The sequence below is a fragment of the Calidithermus terrae genome, assembly GCF_003574345.1.
In the GTDB taxonomy this organism is placed as follows: Bacteria; Deinococcota; Deinococci; order Deinococcales; family Thermaceae; genus Calidithermus; species Calidithermus chliarophilus.
The window spans coordinates 1-17,994 of sequence record NZ_QXDL01000072.1; the positions used below are offsets into that span (position 1 = coordinate 1).

The following is a 17,994-nucleotide window of genomic DNA, read 5'->3' on the forward strand; positions in this document are numbered from 1 at the left end:
CGCCAAACGCAAGACGCCAAACGCTAAACCCCCCTCCCTCCGGCCGGAGGGAGGGGGGTTTAGCGTTTGGCGTCTTGCGTTTGGCGTTTGACCTTTGGCCTCCGGCGTTCCACAATACCCCCGTGTTGCGTTTCAGCGCCGAAGGAGTGCGCCTCGACCAGGCCCTAGCCCAGCAAGCCCAGACCAGCCGTGCCAAGGCCCAGGAGTGGATCGCGGCGGGGCTGGTGCTCGTCAACGGCAAGCCCATCACCAAGGCGGGCTACAAGCTCAAGGGCGAAACCGTCGAGCTCGAGCCCCCGCCCCCTGAGCCCGCCACCGTCGAGCCGGAGGAGGTCGAGCTCGAGGTGCTCTACGAGGACGCCGACCTCGTGGTCGTCAACAAGCCCGCCGGGATGATCACCCACCCGGCCCCCGGCGTGGTCTCGGGCACCCTGGTCAACGCCATCCTGGGCCGCTACGGCCTGCGGGCCGCCGAGGGCGAGAAGCCCGAACTCGTGCGCCCCGGCATCGTCCACCGCCTCGACAAGGACACCAGCGGCGTCATCGTGGTCGCCCGCCACGAGGCCGCCCACCGCCGCCTCGCCGAGGCCTTCCGGGGCCGCAGCGTCTTCAAGCGCTACGTCGCCATCACCGTGGGCGTCCCCAGGGAGGGCGTGCTCATCGCCGACGTCGGCCGCCACCCCGTAGACCGCACCCGCATGAGCGTCGGCGGCGTCGCCGCCCGCTACGCCGAGACCGACTTCGCGGTGCTGCAGACCGCCGGGATCTTCGCCCTCGTGGACGCCCGCCCCCACACCGGCCGCACCCACCAGATCCGCGTCCACCTCAAGCACCTCCACGCCCCCATCCTGGGCGACGACGTCTACGGCAAGCCCAGCCCCCACATCGCCCGCCACGCCCTCCACGCCTACGAATTGCGGCTTCCCCATCCGAGGACGGGGAAGCTGCTGGAGTTCCGGGCCCCCATCCCCGAGGACATGGCCCGGGCCTGGGAGGCTTTAGGGGGCGGCGACCTCGAGGCCGCCCTACGCGCGGGCTAGCTCGGCCTCGCCCTCTTCGGCGGGCTTTGAAGTTGCCGGCTTGCCGAGCATGGCCCAGGCCATGGCGACAAAGACCATGTGGATGGGCTCGACCTGCACCACCGGGAACCAGAACAGGTAGTACAAGAACGCCGCCAGCAGCGCGACGAGGACGGACTGCTCGAACACGTCGGCCTCACGGATCAGCCGCCAGACCGGCCACAGGTAGAGCGCCACCGTGATCAGCACGGCGAAGAGCCCGTAGGAGATGAGCCGGTCGAGCAGGAGGTTGTGGGCCTTGTCGAGGTACACCTTATAGATCAGGCCCTGCTTGCCCGTGTCGCTCTTGTAGTTGTCAAGGAAGACCAAGAACGCCTTCGAGCGGATGGGGTCGCCCGGCTGGTAAAGGGTCTGGATCTCCCGGATCGTCGCCTCGGGGGGCCAGCCGTACTCGAGGCGGTACTCCCGCATGAGGTCCTCCGGCGGGATGTGGCGCAGCAAGGCCAGGCGGAACCCGTCCGGGCCGCTCCCGACCAGGGGGCTCAGCGGCAACCGGGTCGCCGCCTTCAACGCCAGTTCCCAGATGACCAGGCGGGTTTTCCCGGTCGCGGGGTCGGTGAGGCTACGATTAAAGTCGAGGCGGTTGGGCACGAGGCTCTGTGCACTGAGAACCATGGCGAGCAGGGCCACGGAAAGCCCTAACAGCCACCGCTCGCGCCGGAGCAGGTTCCACAGCACCAAGACAGCGACCAGGGCATAGACCGAGGCCTTGTTGGTGGTAATGCCCAACCCCAGAGCAACCGTTAGCAGCGCCAGCGCCAAGAGCACCCTCTGAGCCGTCCCGCTCGCCCGTAGGAACAGCCCCATTCCGCCGATCAGGACGACGACCATGAACCCCGCCACCATCCCGGGGTGGCCGATGGTGCCCACCGGAGCCTCGTACATGAAGCCTCGAGTCAGCGGCCCGACGGGGTCCAGGGCTAGCCGCTGCAACACCACCACGGCCGTTTCGACGACACCCACGACCACCAACCCGGACAGCAGCAGCGGCCAGGCTTGGCGGTTTTCCCGCAACACCCGGTAGACGAGAAGAGACGTTAGAACTAGGCCCACCTGGTAAAGAAGGCCGTCCATCCGGCTCTCCGCCCCTAGGAGAATCGCGGATAGATCGTCGTCACGAGCATTTACGGTAGCGATCCCCACGAGCAAGAGATAAGACAGCAGCAGGTAGCTGAAGGGGTTCCGGTAGGATTGCAAGCCTCGAGCCTGCAGAATCCCCAACACCCCGACCATCATCAGCAACATCACCCGCGGGAAAAGCCATACCAGCTCGCTGGCTACCACGCCGGAATAAGTGAACTGGGTTATCCCGCTCGTAACCTCGAGGGTTGATACCGTGGGTTTGGAAACAAAATAGTTGACGAAGAATGGGAAACCCCATACAAGTCCTAGGACAACAACTAGCCATACCTGGGGAAATTGGTAGTCTCGTTTAAACATCTCTCTCCAGAAACCTTGGGCGACCCCATTTTAGGTGGAGTCGCCCAAGAAGGTTTGGCACCTTAACGCAGCCAGTAAACCGCACTAAACACCCCGCTGGCCTGTGAGTTCACCGTGATGGTGTATTTATTATCTGCTGAGTCACGGGTGATCACACAGCTTCTCACAGCCCTGGGGTATTCCGCCGGAGCCCCCTCATCTTGGAGGATAGTGCTTTTGCAGTTGTCCCCGTCTAGGGCACTAACATCGCCGCCTAAGGTATCGGCTGAAGCAATCCACTGCACTACTTGCTTCAGGTACATCTGGCTAGCCATGTCTAGTGCGCGCTTGCGGGCAGTCAACACGCTTGGGGTGAGCACGGCGGCCAGGATGGCGATGATCGCGATGACGATCAGGAGCTCGATGAGCGTGAAACCCCTTGCCTTGTGCATCCAGGTCCCCTTCTGGGAGCAAGGGCCGGGAATGACCCCGGCCCTGCGTCAGCTTAAGGGTGCCTCAGTACACCGCGGTTACGGTAACGTTGTTGACCGAGGTGACCGTGACGGTGCTCCGACCAGTGGTCGCGCTGTAGCTGATGGTGCAGTTGCTGACGGCCTTGGGGAAGGCGGCCGGGGCACCCTCGCTCTGCAGAGCTGCATCAGTGCAGCTCGAGATGCCGCTGATCGCCGTGCCGGCGGTGTCGGCCGCGGCGAGCCAGGTAGCGACCTGGCGGGCGTAGGCGCCGGCGGCCTGGTCGTTGGCGCGCTTGCGGGCGTTGAGCACGTTGGGGATGAGCACGGCCGCCAGGATGGCGATGATCGCGATGACGATCAGGAGCTCGATCAGAGTGAAGCCTTTAGCGTTGCGCATGTTCTTCCTTCCTTCTCCCGGCCAAGCTGATGTATGGGTATTGGCGCGGGACTTCCAGTAGTGCAGCTAGAGGGCCTATTGCCGATTTGCCGACTGGTCTTGGGTTGTGCCCAATCCAAGGGTGATGCTAGCAAGGGGCGTGGGGGCAAGCAAGGGCAAATGAACAAGTTATAAGATTCGGCCGTGCTAACACGGCATCTCACAGTCCTCATTTAACCCGTTTAATACGGTACAGACACAGTTAGGCGTTACTCAAATATCATTAAGCCTTCGAGCTTGGACGCTTGCTTGCCGAAAGGCCCTTTAGGGTATGGCTACCGGCTTAGGTGTGAAGGCTTCGGCTAGGCCCTGCAGGGGCCGAGCCAGGCTTAGCTGCTTGAGCTAGCGGGTTGCATGGCCTATAAAGGAGCGGATGCCCAATAGTCCCAGGCCTGAGGGGCGACTCCTAGCGCGCAATACCTTGATCAACCTGCTGGGACAAGGTTTGCCTCTTGTCGTAGCGCTTGCCGCGATCCCGCCTACCGTACACGTATTGGGGATTGATCGCTTTGGCGTCCTCGGGCTGATCTGGGTGATCCTGGGCTATTTTGGTGTCTTTGACCTAGGTCTCGGCCGGGCAACTGCCCGGTTCGTGGCGGAAGCTTGGGGTAGGCAAAAGCAGCACCGCATTCCCCTGATCCTCTGGAATGCGGTGTTCGCCCAAACCTTGCTCGGCTTACTGGGCAGCTTAGCGTTACTGGGTCTAGTACCGTTCCTTGTAGACCATACCCTCAACATTCCCGTGGAGTCCCAGAATGAGGTCCGTACGGCTTTTTATGTTTTGGCCGCTGTACTCCCATTGGTACTGGTGAGTAGTTCATTTAGTGGTCTTCTCGAGGCCTCCCAGCGCTTCGATTTACTCAACGCGGTACGTGCCCCATTTACAGCAGCCAACTACCTAATCCCGCTCGCTGGCGGCTTAGCTGGGCTCGGCCTTCCTGGCATCGCTGGCCTTCTGCTTCTTTCCCGTCTGTTAATGCTGATTATTTTTTACAGAGTTTGCGTTAGGCTGTTTCCTTTCATCCGCTCACCTGCTCGATGGTCCCGCGCAGAGCTGCGCTTACTGCTCAGCTTCGGCGGGTGGATTAGCGTATCGGGTATTGTTGGGCCGGTGCTGGTCTATTTTGACCGGTTTATCATCGGCGCCCTGCTACCTATAAGTGCTGTAGCTTACTACACCATGCCCTATGAAATGGTTACCCGCTTGTGGATTATTCCAGGTAGTTTCATCGCCACACTGTTTCCAGCCTTTAGCTACTTGTCCACAACCGCAAGGAAGGCAGCTCTCGAAACTCTCACAGCCCGCTCGGTCAGGTATATCCTAGCTTCTCTAGGCATAATCACGGTGTTCATCGTCATTTATGCCTCGGACATCCTGAATCTCTGGGTTGGGGAGTCCATTGCCAGGGAAAGTACCTTGGTCCTGCAGATCCTGTGTCTAGGAGTTCTGGTCAATTCACTGGCCCAGATTGCCTACACCCTGATTCAGGCTCATGGTCGGCCTGACCTGACGGCCAAACTTCACTTGCTCGAGCTACCGCCCTACCTGCTGCTCGCTTGGGAACTGGTTCGTCTTTGGGGAGTAGCCGGGGCAGCCCTGGCTTGGACCCTGCGGGTAACCGTTGACGCTCTGATACTGTTTCTACTCGCTCACCGGTTATCCCTGATTTCGCCCCTAGCTATGCAGAGAGAGAACGTACCTCAAGTGGCTGGGGGAGTGCTCGCTTTTAGCGCTATAGCCTCCGTAATGGTTACTCGAGGAAGCATGCTCTGGGAACAATTGGCCCTCCTTTTCACTCTTCTTCTGATGGCGATAGGAATGGTATGGAAGGGATTCCTGACCCAGAAGGAGCGAAGGCAGATTTTGGGCTGGCTGAAAAGGGAGGCGCCGTGAAGGAACCTTACGATAACGAAGGCATACGTGTTGTAGAAGCTCCAAACTGTTATCAGTGTGGCCGTCAGGGAAGTTCCCTGTACCGAGGCTTACGTGACCGGGTATTCACGGCTCCGGGGCTCTGGAATATCGCTTACTGCTCCCATTGCCAACTGGCCTGGCTCGACCCTCACCCCGTACCAGAAGATATCGGGAAACTCTATACAAACTACTATACCCACGTAGAATCGGAGAGAACCCCAAACAAACGATCTTTACTCCAGCGAATTAGAAACAGTATCCTGGCGGCAAGTTTTGGGTATGGCTCCCTGATCGATGAAAAAAGCAAAGACGCACTTTTAGGCCGTATCCTTTCACGAGTACGGCTTTTATACGATTTTGCCGGATCTTCTGTCATGTGGCTCCCTTTACAAAAAGGGGGACGCTTGCTCGACGTGGGATGCGGAAGTGGAGATTTCATGGCACGCATGCGCGACCTGGGATGGCAAGTAGCGGGAGTTGAACCCGACCCTACGGCAGCACAACTAGCTCAGCAACGGGGCCTTGAAGTACATCAGGGAACTTTGGAGGAGGCGGGCTTGGCGGAGGAGAGCTTCGACGTGGTAACCCTGAACCACGTAATCGAGCATCTGCCTGACCCAATCAGTGTTCTACAGACTTGTCGCAGGCTCCTACGCGAGGGGGGGAAGATAGTTATTGCAACGCCAAATAGCCGAAGCTTGGGAAGTCGATACTTCGGCCAGGCTTGGCTTGACTGGGATCCGCCACGGCATCTTTACCTCTTCACCCGATACAGTTTGGGGGAGTGTGTTCACAGGAGTGGGCTGTGCCCTCTCGAGGTACGCACAGTTGCCCATTCGGCGTGGTGGCGTTTCGTAACCAGCAAGCTGATACGCCAGAATAGCGCGCTTCCTGGCGGGTTACCGATAGGCGAATTACTTCGAGTGAAGGGAGCCAACGCCGGTTCCAGGCTGCAAGGTCTGGTCTTTCAGTTGCTGGAGCAGAGTCTTTTACGAACTGGCGATCTTGGCGAGGAATTGGTGTTGATCGCCGGCAAACAAAGGTGACTGGCGCCGTTAGCTCCTATTTTTGGGAGTGCAATCTTGAAGGAGCACTCGCAGTCACTACCTGAACAAGCTTGCCTGCACTCGGCAACTCGAGTATGAAGATGGGACCATAACCACGGTCGAGTGCTGCTGGGCTTATAGTGACGTCAGTGCTCAACCCATCGGTTCACATCGTCATCCTGAATTGGAACGGCTGGCAGGACACCGTGGCCTGCATTTCTTCTCTCCGAGCGATCGATTACCCCAACTACCGCATTCTTGTTGTAGACAACGGCTCGATGGACGGGTCGGTGCATGAGATACGTACAGCCGCGCCGGACGTAACTGTTGTGTCAACGGGCGTAAACTTGGGTTTCGCCGGTGGCAACAACGTAGGGATTCGCTCTGCAGTAGAGCAGGGGGCAGAGTACGTCTGGTTGCTCAATAACGATACAGTGGTGGATAAAGGGGCGCTCTCTGCGCTGGTCGAGGTGGCGGAGAGCGACGGGGCGATTGGGGCGGTGGGGTCAGTGCTGTATTACCTGGACCAGCCAGAGCGGATACAGGCATACGGTGGGGGGAAAGTATCCTTGTGGATAGGGTATTCCCGCCACTACACCAATATGGAGTCATCACGAATGGATTACCTGGTAGCCGCGAGTCTACTGGTGCGCCGGATAGCATTCGAGAAGGTAGGCCTTCTTGACGATGGATATTTTATGTATTGGGAGGACACTGACTTCAGCTTCCGCTTGCGTAAGGCGGGTTGGAAATTAGCGGTGGCAACGAACTCCAAGGTTTTACACAAAGAATCCGCAAGCATGGGCAAAAAGAGCCCAACGCTTGACCGGTACTTTAACAAGTCGGCACGACGCTTCTTCACACGGCATGCACCTTTGCCCCTCCTCCCGGTTGTTCTCGGGGTAGGGGGACGGTTTATAAAGCGCGTACTGCAGGGGGATTGGGATCGAGCGTTGGCTACGCTGCAGGGTGGCTTATCAAGGGGGTAAATGCACGTAGCCTTCGTTAGTTCCGTCCCACCTGCTGCTTGTGGTGTGGCCGACTATACCGCTCGCCTGGGAGAGGCACTGGCGAGCAAGGGCATACTGACTTCTTTCATTCAGGGCGAGCATTGGGGCTTGTGGAGTTTGGGCGAGCTTTGGGGTCGGGTGAACAATGTTCGGCCAGATATCCTACACATCCAGTACCCGACCGTGGTATACGGGAGCGGCCTTGGCCCTCTTGCCTTGGCCTGGAGAGCTGCGAGGACTATCCCGGTTGCCGTGACCGTGCACGAATTCAGCCAGGCTCACCCGCTGCGGCGAATTGCGGTGATGGGACTGGCAAGTGGCGCTCACCACGTAGTGTTCACAAATCCCTTTGAACGAAGCGCGCTGACCAAGTGGCTCCCGCAGGTGTGGTCACGATCCAGCATCGTCCCCATAGGCAGCAACATTCCATTTACTGAGCCAACGCCCGGCCGCAACGTGTTTGAAGTCGCTTACTTCGGCCTTATTCGCCCAAACAAGGGCCTCGAGGCTTTTCTCGACCTGGCTCGAATAGCTGCCTCCAACCGACACCCCTTCCGATTTGTCATCATTGGTGCACTCCAGGCCGACCGCCACGCTTATCTTCAGTCGCTAAAAGAAAAAACTCAGGGACTCGACAATCTAACCTGGGAATCGAGTTTGACTTCGGATCAAGTTGCTGCCCGGCTCGCCCGTTGCGGGTTTGCTTATCTCCCCTTTCCGGACGGGGCCTCTGAGCGGCGTGGCTCACTGTTGGCCGCACTCGGGAATGGCGCCGTGGTGGTAACTACCCGTGGCCCGCAAACTCCCGCTTCACTCGGCGAGGCGGTGGTGTACGCAGATAATCCGGCCAAGGCCTTGAAGCACCTAGAGGAGCTGCTCATTACGCCCGACCGTATGGAGCAACTCCGCGCCAGGGGAAGGGCTTGGGCTCAGATTTACTCCTGGGATGCGATCGCTGAGGCTCACCTTAGCTTGTACGAGGCGTTGTTGCACCACTAGTATGCCGCTATGCGTCTAGCACTCGTGCATGATTGGCTCGTGACCCCAGGCGGGTCCGAGAAAGTCCTCGAGGCCATCCTGGAGCTCTATCCCGAGGCCCCCGTCTACACGCTTGTGCATGACCCTGAGCCTTTTCTTGCTAGGGAAGTGGCAAAACATCCCGTTCACACGTCTTTTCTCCAGCGTCTACCTTGGGCTACCCGCAAATACCGGGCGTACCTACCGCTGATGCCTCTCGCCGTCGAGCAGTTCGACCTGCGGGGGTACGACGTGGTGATCTCGAGCTCCCACGCCGTGGCCAAGGGGGTGCTCACCGGGCCGGACCAGTTGCACCTGAGCTACGTTCACACCCCCATCCGCTACGCCTGGGACCTGCAGCCGCAGTACCTGCGCGAGGCCGGGTTGGAGCGGGGGGTAAAAGGCGCACTGGCCCGCGCGCTCCTGCACTACATGCGGCTATGGGATCAGCGCACGGCGGCTGGGGTGGACGTGTTCGTCGCCAATTCCCGCTACATCGCCCGGCGCATCCGCAAGGCGTACCGCCGCGAGGCCGAAGTGATCTACCCTCCTGTGGACGTGGAATCTTTCACGCTGCACGAGCAGAAGGAGGACTTCTACCTGGCGGCCTCGAGGATGGTGCCTTACAAGCGGATGGACCTCATCGTCGAGGCCTTCAGCCAGATGCCCGGGCGCGAGCTGGTGGTGATCGGGGATGGCCCCGACTTCGAGAAGGTCAGGGCGAAGGCGGCCCCCAACGTCCGGATGATGGGCTACCAGCCCTTCGCCTCTCTCAAGGAGCACATGCAGCGGGCTAAAGCCTTCGTGTTCGCGGCGGAGGAGGACTTCGGGATCATCCCGGTGGAGGCCCAGGCCTGCGGAACGCCCGTGATCGCCTACGGCAAAGGGGGGGCACTCGAGACGGTACAGGAGGGGGTTAGCGGCGTTTTCTTCCCCGAACAGACGCCTCGAGCGATCATCGAGGCCGTCGAGCGCTTCGAGCAGCAGACCTGGACCCCCAGTGCCGTGCGCCAGACGGTCGAAGGGTTTGGGGCGGGGCGGTTCCGGCAGCAGTTTAAGGCTTTGGTGGAGAGGGAATGGTCAAAATTCGTAGCCTCCAAAGCCGGCGGCCGTTACCCTGAGTAACGATGCTACGCCGCCCAGTGAGCACCTCGGTGCGCCTGCTGCACAACCCCTGCTTGCCCTGGCTCACCTCGGCGACGCTGCTCTTTTCCGACGTCCTGATGCTGGGGCTGGCCTCGGCCGCGACCATCTGGGTGCGCTGGCTCCTGCCCGGCAGCCTACCCCTAGAGCTCTACGCGGCGCTGTGGCCGGGCTTGGTGGTGTTCGCGGCGATCTATGGCCTGGTGGGGCTTTACCGGGTCGGGCTCACCCCGGTCGAGGAATTGCGGCTGCTGTCGTACACCTCGAGCGCCCTCTTCCTGGTGTTCGGCGCCACCACCTTCTTGTTCAAGGGCGGCGAGCTCTACTCGCGCTCGGTGTTCCTGGTGGTCTGGCTGTTGAGCCTGCTGCTGGTGCCGCTGGGGCGGGCACTGGTACGGCAGTTGTTCGCCGCCAAACCCTGGTGGGGCGAAGCGGTGGTGATCTTCGGGGCCGGAGCCACGCAGTGCCAGGTGGTCCGTACGCTCCAGTCCCAGCCGGGGCTGGGCTTCAAGCCCATCGCCATGCTCGACGACGACCCCAGCCGCCACGGCACGGCCTGCGCGGGGGTGCCGGTCGCGGGGGGTATGGACCTGGCCCCCGCGGTCGCCCGGCAGTTGGGGGTGCGCTACGCGGTGGTCGCCATGCCCGGGGTGCCTCGAGGGGAGTTGCTGAAGCTTCTGGAGCAGCAGGAGCGGGTCTTCCCGCACCTCCTGCTCATCCCCGACCTGCTGGGGTTCAGCAGCCTGTGGATCTCCCCCCGCGACCTCGGCGGGATGCTCGCCCTCGAGCTGCGCCAACAGCTCCTGCTGCCCGGGCCCCGCCTCCTCAAGCGGCTGATGGACCTCGGCCTGGTCGCGCTGGCGGCCCTGCCGCTGGCCTTGCTCACCGCGGTGATCGCGCTGCTGATCCGCCTCGAGACGAAAGGGCCCGTCTTCTACGGACACCCCCGCATCGGCCAGGGCGGCCGGGTGTTCAGGGCCTGGAAATTCCGCTCGATGGTCCCCGACGCCGACCGGGTGCTCGCGCAGCACCTGGCGCAGCACCCGGAGTTGCGGGAGGAATGGGAGCAGAACCACAAGCTCAGGAACGACCCCCGGGTCACTCGAGTGGGCCGCTTCCTGCGGCGCACCAGCCTCGACGAGTTGCCCCAGCTTTGGAACGTGCTCAAGGGCGAGATGAGCCTCGTGGGGCCCCGCCCCATCGTGCAGGAGGAGGTCGGGCGCTACAGCCAGGAGCTGAGCCTGTACCTGAAGGTACGGCCCGGGCTGTCGGGCATGTGGCAGGTTTCCGGGCGCAACGACACCTCCTACGCCCAGCGGGTGGCGCTGGACGCCTACTACGTGCGCAACTGGTCGGTGTGGCTCGACCTGTACATCCTGGCCCGGACCACGCTGGCCGTGCTGAGCAAAAACGGGGCCTACTGATGGCCGTAGCCCTCCACACGCCAGAGTGCAGGGGCCTTAGACTGGGTGCATGGCGGGAATCGCGCGGACCTTGCAGCCGGTTGCCTTCAACGAATACCTGGCCCTGGAGGAGAAGGCCCAGCGCAAGCACGAGCTTGTGGACGGCATCCTGTACGCCATGGCCGGGGCCAGCGAGCGGCATAACCTGGTCTGCACAAACGTGAGCGGGTGGTTCTGGCAAGCGGCCAGGGGCAAGGGTTGCCGGGTATATGCCAGCGACATGAAGCTCAAGGTGGATGACCGCACGAGCTATTACCCCGACCTGATGGTGGTGTGCCAGGAAGACCCGCACGAGTATTACAAGGAGAAGCCCTGCGTGGTCGTGGAGGTGCTCTCGGAAAGCACTCAGGGCACCGACCGGCGCGAGAAGCTGCAAAAGTATCTCAAGCTCCCCTCTTTACAGGCTTATCTCCTGGTGGATAGCCTCGCAAAGCGAGTGGAAGGATATTACCGCAAGGGCGAGCAGTGGCTTTACCAGGACATTCAGGGGGAGGGCGAGTTCGAAGTGCCCTGCCTGGGGCTCTCCCTCACCCTGGAGGCGGTGTACGAAGGGACTAACGTGCCTAGTATTGACAACCTCGAGGCACCCCGCTAACATAGCGGTTGCTGTTCGGGGCTGTGGCGCAGCTGGGAGCGCGTCTGAATGGCATTCAGAAGGTCAGGGGTTCGAATCCCCTCAGCTCCACCAAGACCGTGCAGGACAGGGAATTCCCTCTTTGACTCAGTTCAAGGAGGGGATTCTTTTTTACCATGTCTTGTTAGCTCCCAGCCGCCTCGCGCCTGCGCGCTTCGCCCTCGGTCTTAACAGACCTTCGGGGCCACAGCCCGGCGGGAAAAACCCCGGCTTTTCTGGTGATCGGGAAGGACGGCATGGGCGAAACGTTAGAACGGCTCAAACTGCGCTTTGTACGCCATAAACAGAATGAGGGCACTGTCCGGCGGTGCGGGGCGGGGTTTTTCTTTTGGGCTTGATATATCCAGCGCCAGCCGCTATAGTTGATCGTTGGCTGGGCCGAGAGCCCAAGGCTTGCCATTGTCAAGCCTGCGCGGAGGAACCCTAAATGTTCGCAATCATCGAGACCGGAGGAAAACAATACCGGGCCGAACCCGGCGCGAAACTGCGCGTGGAGAAGCTCGAGGCCGAAGCGGGTCAGACCGTCGAGTTCGACGCCCTGATGCTGGGCGGGGACAACCTGGTGGTGGGCAGCCCTACCGTGCCCGGCGCCAAGGTGGTGGCCGAGGTGGTGGGTCACGGCAAGGGCCGCAAGGTGCTGGTGATGAAGTTCAAGGCCAAGGTGCAGTACCGCCGCAAGCGGGGCCACCGCCAGCAGTACACCGAGATCGTGGTCAAGGAGATCCGCGCTTAAGTGCCCGTAGCCGGTAGCCCGTAGCCCGGAACCGCTGTCCGCTATCGGCTATCCGCTGTAGGCACTCCGAAGGAGCTTGTTATGGCACATAAGAAGGGTCTGGGTTCGACGAAGAACGGGCGCGACTCCCAAGCGAAGCGCCTGGGCGTGAAGAAATTCGGCGGCGAGGTGGTGCGGGCTGGCAACATCCTGGTGCGCCAGCGCGGCACCAAGTTCCAGCCCGGCGCCGGCGTGGGCATGGGCCGTGACTACACCCTCTTCGCCCTCGTGGACGGGGTGGTGGAGTTCGCCGACAAGGGCCGCAAGGGGCGCTTCATTTCCGTGAAGCCCGCCGCGGCCGGGGAAGTCAGCCAAGCGTAAGCTCAGTGAGGGCCGAAAGCTGAAGGCCACGAGCCTTTAGCCTTCGGCCTCGAGCTTTTAGTCTGGGACCATGTTCAGGGATACGCTCGAGATCACGGTGAGCGCCGGGCGCGGCGGCGACGGGGCCATCAGCTTCTGGCGGGAGAAGTACATCGCCAAGGGCGGGCCCGACGGCGGCGACGGCGGCGACGGCGGCTCGGTCATCCTGCGGGCGCTGGGCCAGGTGGACTCGCTGTCGACCCTCTCCAAGCGCGTCTACCGCGCCGAAGACGGCGAGCACGGGCTGGGCAAGGGCATGGACGGGCGCAGCGGCCGCGACCTGGTGGTGGAGGTGCCCCGGGGGACGCGGGTCTTCGACGCACAGACCGGCGAGCTGCTGGCCGACCTGGGCCTGGTGGGCTACCCCAACGCCGGCAAGAGCAGCCTGCTCGACGACCTCACCGCCGCCTCCCCCAAGGTGGCGGCCTACCCCTTCACCACGCTGGCCCCCAACCTGGGCGTGATCGAGCGCGGCGAGGGCGAGCGCATCACCATGGCCGACATCCCTGGCATCATCGAGGGGGCGAGCCAGGGCAAGGGCCTGGGGCTCGACTTCCTGCGCCACATCGGGCGCACGCGGGTGCTGCTGTACGTGCTCGACGGCAGCGACCAGCCCGTGGAGACCCTGCGCACGCTGCAGGCCGAGCTGCGGGCCTACGACCCCGAGCTGCTCAAGCGCCCCTCGCTGGTCGCGCTCAACAAGATCGACCTGCTCTCGCCTGAGGAGGCCTCGAGGCTCGAGGGCGAACTCGCCGCCTTTGGCCTGCCCGTGCTGGGCATCTCGGCGCTGAGCGGGGAGAACCTCGAGCACCTCGTCGCCACCCTCTTCGCGCTGGTGCAGGCCGCGCCCAAGCCGGCCCTGGAGACGCCCCAGCCGCGCCCCCCGGCCGATAACCGCATCCGGGTCGAGGAGGTCGAGGAGGGGGTCTTCGAGGTCAGCGCGCCGCAGCTCGAGCGCCAGCTCGCGCGCATGAAGGGCGAGGTGAGCGAGATGGCGGGCTACCTCCAGGACTTGTTCAAACGCTATCGTGTAGAATCGGCGCTCGAGGCCCGCGGTGTCCGTGCGGGCGACACAGTGCGGCTCGCCGGGGTGGAATTCGAGTACATCCCGGAGGTGTGAACCGCGAAGCGTATGGCACATGGCGCATTGCATATAGCTAGTGGCCCGTGGCCCGTGGCCCGCGGCCGGAGGCTCTCCCTCGCAGGCGATCAGCCGCGGGCCACCGGCGGTCTTTGGGCGTTCGGCGTTTAGCGTTCGGCGTTCGGCATCGGTCTTATGCGCATCGGCATCTTCGGCGGCAGCTTCGACCCCATCCACCTGGGGCACCTCCTGGCGGCTTCGGAGGCCGCGTCGGCGCTGGGGCTCGAGCGGGTGCTGTTCGTCACGGCGGCCCGCCCGCCCCACAAGACGCCGGTGGCCCCGGCCGAGGCCCGCCACGAGATGGTGGTGCTGGCGACGGCGCAGGACCCGCGCTTCGAGGCCAGCCGCCTCGAGCTCGACCGCCCGGGCCCCAGCTACACCGTGGACACCCTCGCCGAGGCCCGCCGCCGCCACCCCGCCGCCGAGCTCTTCTTCATCACCGGCGCCGACGCCTACAACGACGCCGACTCCTGGCACCAGGCCGAGCGCCTCGACGACCTCGCCCACCTGGTGGCGGTGACCCGCCCGGGCCACACGCCCCAGATCCATCCCTTCTTCCAGGGGCGCACCCGCCTGCTGGAGATTCCCGGCTACGACGTTTCCAGCAGCGAGATCCGCCGACGGCTGCGCGAGGGCCGCTCGGTGCGCTACTTGCTGCCTTTGGAGGTGGAGGTTTTCCTTGGCAAACACGGCTTTTACCGAGTGGACTGAGCGGGTGCAGGGCCTGGTCAGCCCCGAGCGCTTCGCCCACATCCTGCGCGTGGCGGAGCTGGCGGCCCGCATCGCCGAGGCCAACGGCCTCGAGCCCGAGCGGGCCTACCTCGCCGGCATCCTGCACGACGCCGCGCGTGAGTTCAGCCCCGAGCGCCTGGCCGAGCTGGCCCCCCCGCAGCACGAGGTGGAGTGCAAGCACCCCAAGGCCCTGCACGGGCGGGCCGGGCGGCGGCTGGCCGAGTCGTGGGGCGTCGAGGACGAGGGGGTGCTCGAGGCCATCGAGGGCCACGTCTACGGGGTGCACCCCGGCCAGGGCATCGGCATGGCGGTCTACATCGCCGACGTGTCGGAGCCGGGGCGGGGCGTCAACGAGGACATCCGCGAGATGGCCCTAGGGGGGCAACTGCTCGAGGCCTACCGAAAAGCCGTGAAGAGCAAGGTCGAGTACCTCCAGCACAAGGGCGTGCCCATCCACCCGCGCACCCTCGAGGCCTACCGCGAGCTGGTGGCTCAGCCGGGTCTAAGCTCCAGCCCGTAGCTTCAGGCTGTCGGCCCGCGGCGGCCCTCGCCGATCGGGTATCTTTGTCAGGGTTCGTTCATGCGCCGACCTCGAGCATCCTTGATCCTTCTCAGCCTGGCCTTCTTCGGCCTGGCGGCGGCCATCCATTTCGCCCCCGAGCCCGGCGACCTGCGCCACGGCGGCGGGGGCGGCGGTTTTCGGGTGGGCGACCAGCCCGAGATGAGCCTGGTGATCGCCGCCCGCGACATCCAGTACTGCGGCTACCACACGCCTTGCGGGCCAGGCGACCGCACCGACACCATCTTCTACGCCACGGCGCGGGGCAGTGAGGTGAGCCTGGTGGCGCTCCCGCGCGACCTCTACACCCCCCTCACCGGCGGCAAGATCAACGGCGCCTACGCCCGCGGCAAGGCCCAGGGCCTGGTGGACGCCGTCGAGGACGCGCTCGGGCTGCCGGTTGACCATTACGTGATCCTGACCATCGACGTCGTCAAGGTGCTCGTTGACGCGGTGGACGGGGTGGACGTGGTGCTGCCCGAGCCCATGCAGTACACCGACCGCGCCGCCGGGCTGTTCATCGACTTCCCCGCCGGGCCCAACCACTTCGACGGGGCCGACGCGGTGAAGTACATGCGCTTCCGCCACGGCTACGGCAGCGACTACAGCCGCCTCGACCGCATCAAGGACCTGCTGAGCCAGGTGGCCGAGAAGATCAAGCAGCCCAAGTACTGGAGCCGCCTGCCGGGGCTGGCTAATCAGCTCTGGGGAAAGCTCGAGACCGACCTCAGCGTGCAGGACGCGTTGGCCTGGCTGCCCTACCTGCGCGGGGTCTCGCTGCGCTCGGCCACGCTGCCCACCTACGAGGACGGCGTCTTCCTGCGCTACGACGAGGAAGAGCGCAACCGCTTCCTCAGCGAGTTCTTCTCCCTCGACCTCAACCTCCTCACCGGCATCGCGCCCGAGGGCAAGGTGGCGGTGCTACGGCCGGCCGCCGGCGAGCGCGTGGAGAACACCCAGTCCCCAACCGCCGACCCGCTCGAGGGCTTCCGCCGCCTGGGCCTCCCCCTGCCCGAGGTGGTCGAGAACACCTCCGGCCTGGGCCCCGGCGTCTACATCCGCACCGGCACCTCCGTCGAGGTGGCCCGCTACTACGCCGAGCTGCTGCACCTGCCGCTGTTCACGCGCTACACCGTGGACCCCCCCGGCTACGACGCGCTGATCGTGCTGCCGGACGCCGGGCCGGGGTTGCGGGCGGTGGTCGAGGGCCGGTAGTCCGGCGCCGGGTGTGGGTCGTACGTCTTACGTCGTACGCCGTACGCAAGACGCAAGACGCAAAACGCAAAACGTGTGTCCTGCGTCCTACGTCGTACGCCGTACGCAAAATGCCTCGGCCCTCGACGGGCCACGGGTTGACGGCGGGGGGGTGACCGCTGGCGGCTCCCCCACCCCGGCCTCACCCCTCCACGTTCGAGGCGGGATGCTTGACGAGCTCCCCGACCTCGCGCAGCTCGAGCGCGCGTTCGGCGAGGCGTTCGCCTGCTTCGGCGAAGGGGTGAAAGATGAAGCTCACCCCGGCGCGTTCGAAGATGGGGTCTTCCTCGCGGTGGTAGCTGGTGACGGCGATGAGGCCGGGGAAGCCGCGGCGGCGCAGGCCCTCGACGGCGCGGAGCTTGGCCTCGAGGTCGGGCATGGTCAGCAGCACGCCCTTGATCCCGGAGAGTTCCAGGCGCTCCCACAGCTCGGGGTCCTCGGCGTCGCCGTAGAGCACGCGGCGGCCTTTGGCGCGGTGGGCCTCGAGCTTGGCGGGGTCGGCGTCGAGGCCCACGACGCGCTCGCCCTCGCGCTCGAGCAGCTTGTAGGCCGCCCCGCCCGTGCGGCCCATGCCCACCACCAGCCAGCGGGCCTGCCCCAGACGGGTGGGCTCGCGGTCGGGGTGGTAGCCCGAGCGCTCGAAGCGCAGGAGGTAGGGCTCCAGGCGCTGGTACAGCCGGTGCACCCGCCGGTTGAGGGGGGCCACCAGCACCAGCGAGGCCGCCACCACTAAGGCCAGCAGCGTGCCCCAGGACTCCTCGAGCACGCCGCTGCGCACGGCGGCGCTCGAGGTGATGAGGGTGAACTCGCTGAAGGTGCCCAGCGCCACCGAGGAGACGAACGCCGTGCGCGCACGCAGGCCGAACAACACGAACAGCGCGAAGAAGATCGCCAGTTGCAGCGGCAGCGAGAGCAGGATCAGCAGGCCCACGCCCAGCAGCTCGAGGGGAGGGAAGCCGCCCAGGCCGATCTCGAGGAAGAAAGCCACCAGGAAAGCCTCCTTCAAGCCCCACAAGGTGCGCGAGAGCTCGGTGGTCTGGGCGTGGCCGGCCAGGAGCGCACCCAGCAGCAGCGCCCCCAGCTCGCCCGACAGGCCCACCGCCTCCGCCAGGCTCCCCCCGCCCAGGGCCAGCCCTACCCCGAACAGCAGCAGCAGCTCGTCGTGGCCGCTCCTCTCGAGCACCCGCATCGCCAGCGGGCGCAGCAGCGGCAGGGCCAGCAGCAGCAGGGCCCAGGGGGTGGGGGTCTTGACCCCCGCCGCGGCCAGCAGGGCCACGGCCACCAGGTCCTGCAGGACCAGGATGCCCACCACCACCCGCCCGTGGTAGGTAGATAGCTCGCGCTTTTCCTCCAGGAGCTTGATCGCCAGCACCGTGCTCGAGAAGCCCAGCCCCAGCCCCACGTACCAGGCCGCGCTGCCCAGCCAGGGCCACAGCAGCAGCGTGGTCAGGCCCCCCGCCAGCAGCAGGTGCAGGCTCCCCACCCCCAGCACCTCGGGCCGGAACAGGCTCGCCAGACGCAGCTTGAGCCCCACGCTGAAC

18 protein-coding genes and 1 tRNA gene are annotated in these 17,994 nt (G+C 64.1%); 15 read left to right on the forward strand and 4 right to left on the reverse strand.

The window, feature by feature from the left end:
- Nucleotides 1-122: 122 nt before the first annotated feature.
- Entirely contained in the window at nt 123-1,040 is a 918-nt protein-coding gene (locus Mterra_RS09800; protein WP_119315041.1) for an RluA family pseudouridine synthase, read from the forward strand.
- Here Mterra_RS09800 and Mterra_RS09805 read toward each other — a convergent pair.
- The 3 genes from Mterra_RS09805 to Mterra_RS09815 form a co-directional block, all read right to left on the reverse strand.
- A complete protein-coding gene (locus Mterra_RS09805) occupies nt 1,026-2,153 on the reverse strand; it encodes an O-antigen ligase family protein (protein ID WP_245971586.1) in 1,128 nt (375 codons plus the stop codon). The genes Mterra_RS09800 and Mterra_RS09805 overlap by 15 nt on opposite strands.
- 428 nt (nt 2,154-2,581) lie before the next feature.
- Entirely contained in the window at nt 2,582-2,950 is a 369-nt protein-coding gene (locus Mterra_RS09810) for a prepilin-type N-terminal cleavage/methylation domain-containing protein (protein WP_119315042.1), read from the reverse strand.
- 64 nt (nt 2,951-3,014) lie between these two features.
- Nucleotides 3,015-3,368, reverse strand: coding sequence for a prepilin-type N-terminal cleavage/methylation domain-containing protein (locus Mterra_RS09815; protein WP_119315043.1), 354 nt, complete (start codon nt 3,366-3,368; stop codon nt 3,015-3,017).
- A gap of 412 nt (nt 3,369-3,780) precedes the next feature.
- On the opposite strand from Mterra_RS09815, the gene Mterra_RS09820 reads away from it, so the two are divergent.
- The 14 genes from Mterra_RS09820 (at nt 3,781) to Mterra_RS09885 (ending at nt 16,414) form a co-directional block, all read left to right on the forward strand.
- Nucleotides 3,781-5,301 (forward strand): flippase, encoded by a 1,521-nt coding sequence (locus tag Mterra_RS09820; protein WP_119315044.1) that lies wholly within the window; start codon nt 3,781-3,783, stop codon nt 5,299-5,301.
- A gap of 395 nt (nt 5,302-5,696) precedes the next feature.
- The gene (locus Mterra_RS23655) at nt 5,697-6,368 is read left to right on the forward strand and encodes a class I SAM-dependent methyltransferase (protein WP_420836696.1); all 672 of its coding nucleotides are present in this window, start codon (nt 5,697-5,699) and stop codon (nt 6,366-6,368) included.
- A gap of 149 nt (nt 6,369-6,517) precedes the next feature.
- A complete protein-coding gene (locus Mterra_RS09830) occupies nt 6,518-7,357 on the forward strand; it encodes a glycosyltransferase family 2 protein (RefSeq protein WP_119315046.1) in 840 nt (279 codons plus the stop codon).
- A gap of 273 nt (nt 7,358-7,630) precedes the next feature.
- Entirely contained in the window at nt 7,631-8,377 is a 747-nt protein-coding gene (locus Mterra_RS09835; protein ID WP_245971587.1) for a glycosyltransferase, read from the forward strand.
- A 9-nt stretch (nt 8,378-8,386) separates the two neighbouring features.
- Nucleotides 8,387-9,520: a glycosyltransferase family 4 protein gene (locus Mterra_RS09840; protein WP_119315048.1), complete on the forward strand. Its 1,134-nt coding sequence runs from the start codon at nt 8,387-8,389 to the stop codon at nt 9,518-9,520.
- Nucleotides 9,521-9,522: 2 nt separating this feature from the next.
- Nucleotides 9,523-10,962 carry an undecaprenyl-phosphate galactose phosphotransferase WbaP gene (wbaP, locus tag Mterra_RS09845; RefSeq protein ID WP_245971588.1) on the forward strand — a complete coding sequence of 480 codons (1,440 nt, stop codon included), beginning with the start codon at nt 9,523-9,525 and terminating at the stop codon, nt 10,960-10,962.
- Nucleotides 10,963-11,011: 49 nt separating this feature from the next.
- The gene (locus Mterra_RS09850; protein ID WP_119315049.1) at nt 11,012-11,596 is read left to right on the forward strand and encodes a Uma2 family endonuclease; all 585 of its coding nucleotides are present in this window, start codon (nt 11,012-11,014) and stop codon (nt 11,594-11,596) included.
- Nucleotides 11,597-11,613: 17 nt separating this feature from the next.
- Nucleotides 11,614-11,689: transfer RNA gene (locus Mterra_RS09855), tRNA-Ala, on the forward strand.
- Between the two features lie 373 nt (nt 11,690-12,062).
- On the forward strand, nt 12,063-12,368 hold the full coding sequence (gene rplU, locus Mterra_RS09860) for a 50S ribosomal protein L21 (protein ID WP_027894002.1): 306 nt from the start codon (nt 12,063-12,065) through the stop codon (nt 12,366-12,368).
- Nucleotides 12,369-12,449: 81 nt separating this feature from the next.
- Nucleotides 12,450-12,728, forward strand: coding sequence for a 50S ribosomal protein L27 (rpmA, locus tag Mterra_RS09865; protein ID WP_027894001.1), 279 nt, complete (start codon nt 12,450-12,452; stop codon nt 12,726-12,728).
- A gap of 70 nt (nt 12,729-12,798) precedes the next feature.
- Nucleotides 12,799-13,887, forward strand: a complete 1,089-nt coding sequence (gene cgtA, locus Mterra_RS09870; RefSeq protein WP_119315050.1) for an Obg family GTPase CgtA — start codon at nt 12,799-12,801, stop codon at nt 13,885-13,887.
- Nucleotides 13,888-14,043: 156 nt separating this feature from the next.
- Nucleotides 14,044-14,619, forward strand: a complete 576-nt coding sequence (gene nadD / locus Mterra_RS09875) for a nicotinate-nucleotide adenylyltransferase (RefSeq protein ID WP_119315051.1) — start codon at nt 14,044-14,046, stop codon at nt 14,617-14,619.
- 4 nt (nt 14,620-14,623) lie between these two features.
- Entirely contained in the window at nt 14,624-15,160 is a 537-nt protein-coding gene (yqeK, locus tag Mterra_RS09880) for a bis(5'-nucleosyl)-tetraphosphatase (symmetrical) YqeK (RefSeq protein WP_176582522.1), read from the forward strand.
- Between the two features lie 81 nt (nt 15,161-15,241).
- On the forward strand, nt 15,242-16,414 hold the full coding sequence (locus tag Mterra_RS09885) for an LCP family protein (protein WP_245971589.1): 1,173 nt from the start codon (nt 15,242-15,244) through the stop codon (nt 16,412-16,414).
- Nucleotides 16,415-16,595: 181 nt separating this feature from the next.
- Here the strand turns inward: Mterra_RS09885 and Mterra_RS09890 are convergent.
- Nucleotides 16,596-17,994, reverse strand: a 1,399-nt coding sequence (locus Mterra_RS09890) for a cation:proton antiporter family protein (RefSeq protein WP_119315056.1), incomplete at its 5' end; no start/stop codon positions are given.

Excerpts from the sequence above, each read along its gene's own strand:
- Mterra_RS09805 (WP_245971586.1), bottom strand. The coding sequence starts at position 2,153 with ATGGACGGCCTTCTTTACCAGGTGGGCCTAGTTCTAACGTCTCTTCTC.
- Mterra_RS09810 (WP_119315042.1), bottom strand. The coding sequence starts at position 2,950 with ATGCACAAGGCAAGGGGTTTCACGCTCATCGAGCTCCTGATCGTCATC.
- Mterra_RS09815 (WP_119315043.1), bottom strand. The coding sequence starts at position 3,368 with ATGCGCAACGCTAAAGGCTTCACTCTGATCGAGCTCCTGATCGTCATC.
- Mterra_RS09820 (WP_119315044.1), top strand. The coding sequence starts at position 3,781 with ATGCCCAATAGTCCCAGGCCTGAGGGGCGACTCCTAGCGCGCAATACC.
- Mterra_RS23655 (WP_420836696.1), top strand. The coding sequence starts at position 5,697 with ATGTGGCTCCCTTTACAAAAAGGGGGACGCTTGCTCGACGTGGGATGC.
- Mterra_RS09840 (WP_119315048.1), top strand. The coding sequence starts at position 8,387 with ATGCGTCTAGCACTCGTGCATGATTGGCTCGTGACCCCAGGCGGGTCC.
- wbaP (WP_245971588.1), top strand. The coding sequence starts at position 9,523 with ATGCTACGCCGCCCAGTGAGCACCTCGGTGCGCCTGCTGCACAACCCC.
- Mterra_RS09850 (WP_119315049.1), top strand. The coding sequence starts at position 11,012 with ATGGCGGGAATCGCGCGGACCTTGCAGCCGGTTGCCTTCAACGAATAC.
- rplU (WP_027894002.1), top strand. The coding sequence starts at position 12,063 with ATGTTCGCAATCATCGAGACCGGAGGAAAACAATACCGGGCCGAACCC.
- rpmA (WP_027894001.1), top strand. The coding sequence starts at position 12,450 with ATGGCACATAAGAAGGGTCTGGGTTCGACGAAGAACGGGCGCGACTCC.
- cgtA (WP_119315050.1), top strand. The coding sequence starts at position 12,799 with ATGTTCAGGGATACGCTCGAGATCACGGTGAGCGCCGGGCGCGGCGGC.
- nadD (WP_119315051.1), top strand. The coding sequence starts at position 14,044 with ATGCGCATCGGCATCTTCGGCGGCAGCTTCGACCCCATCCACCTGGGG.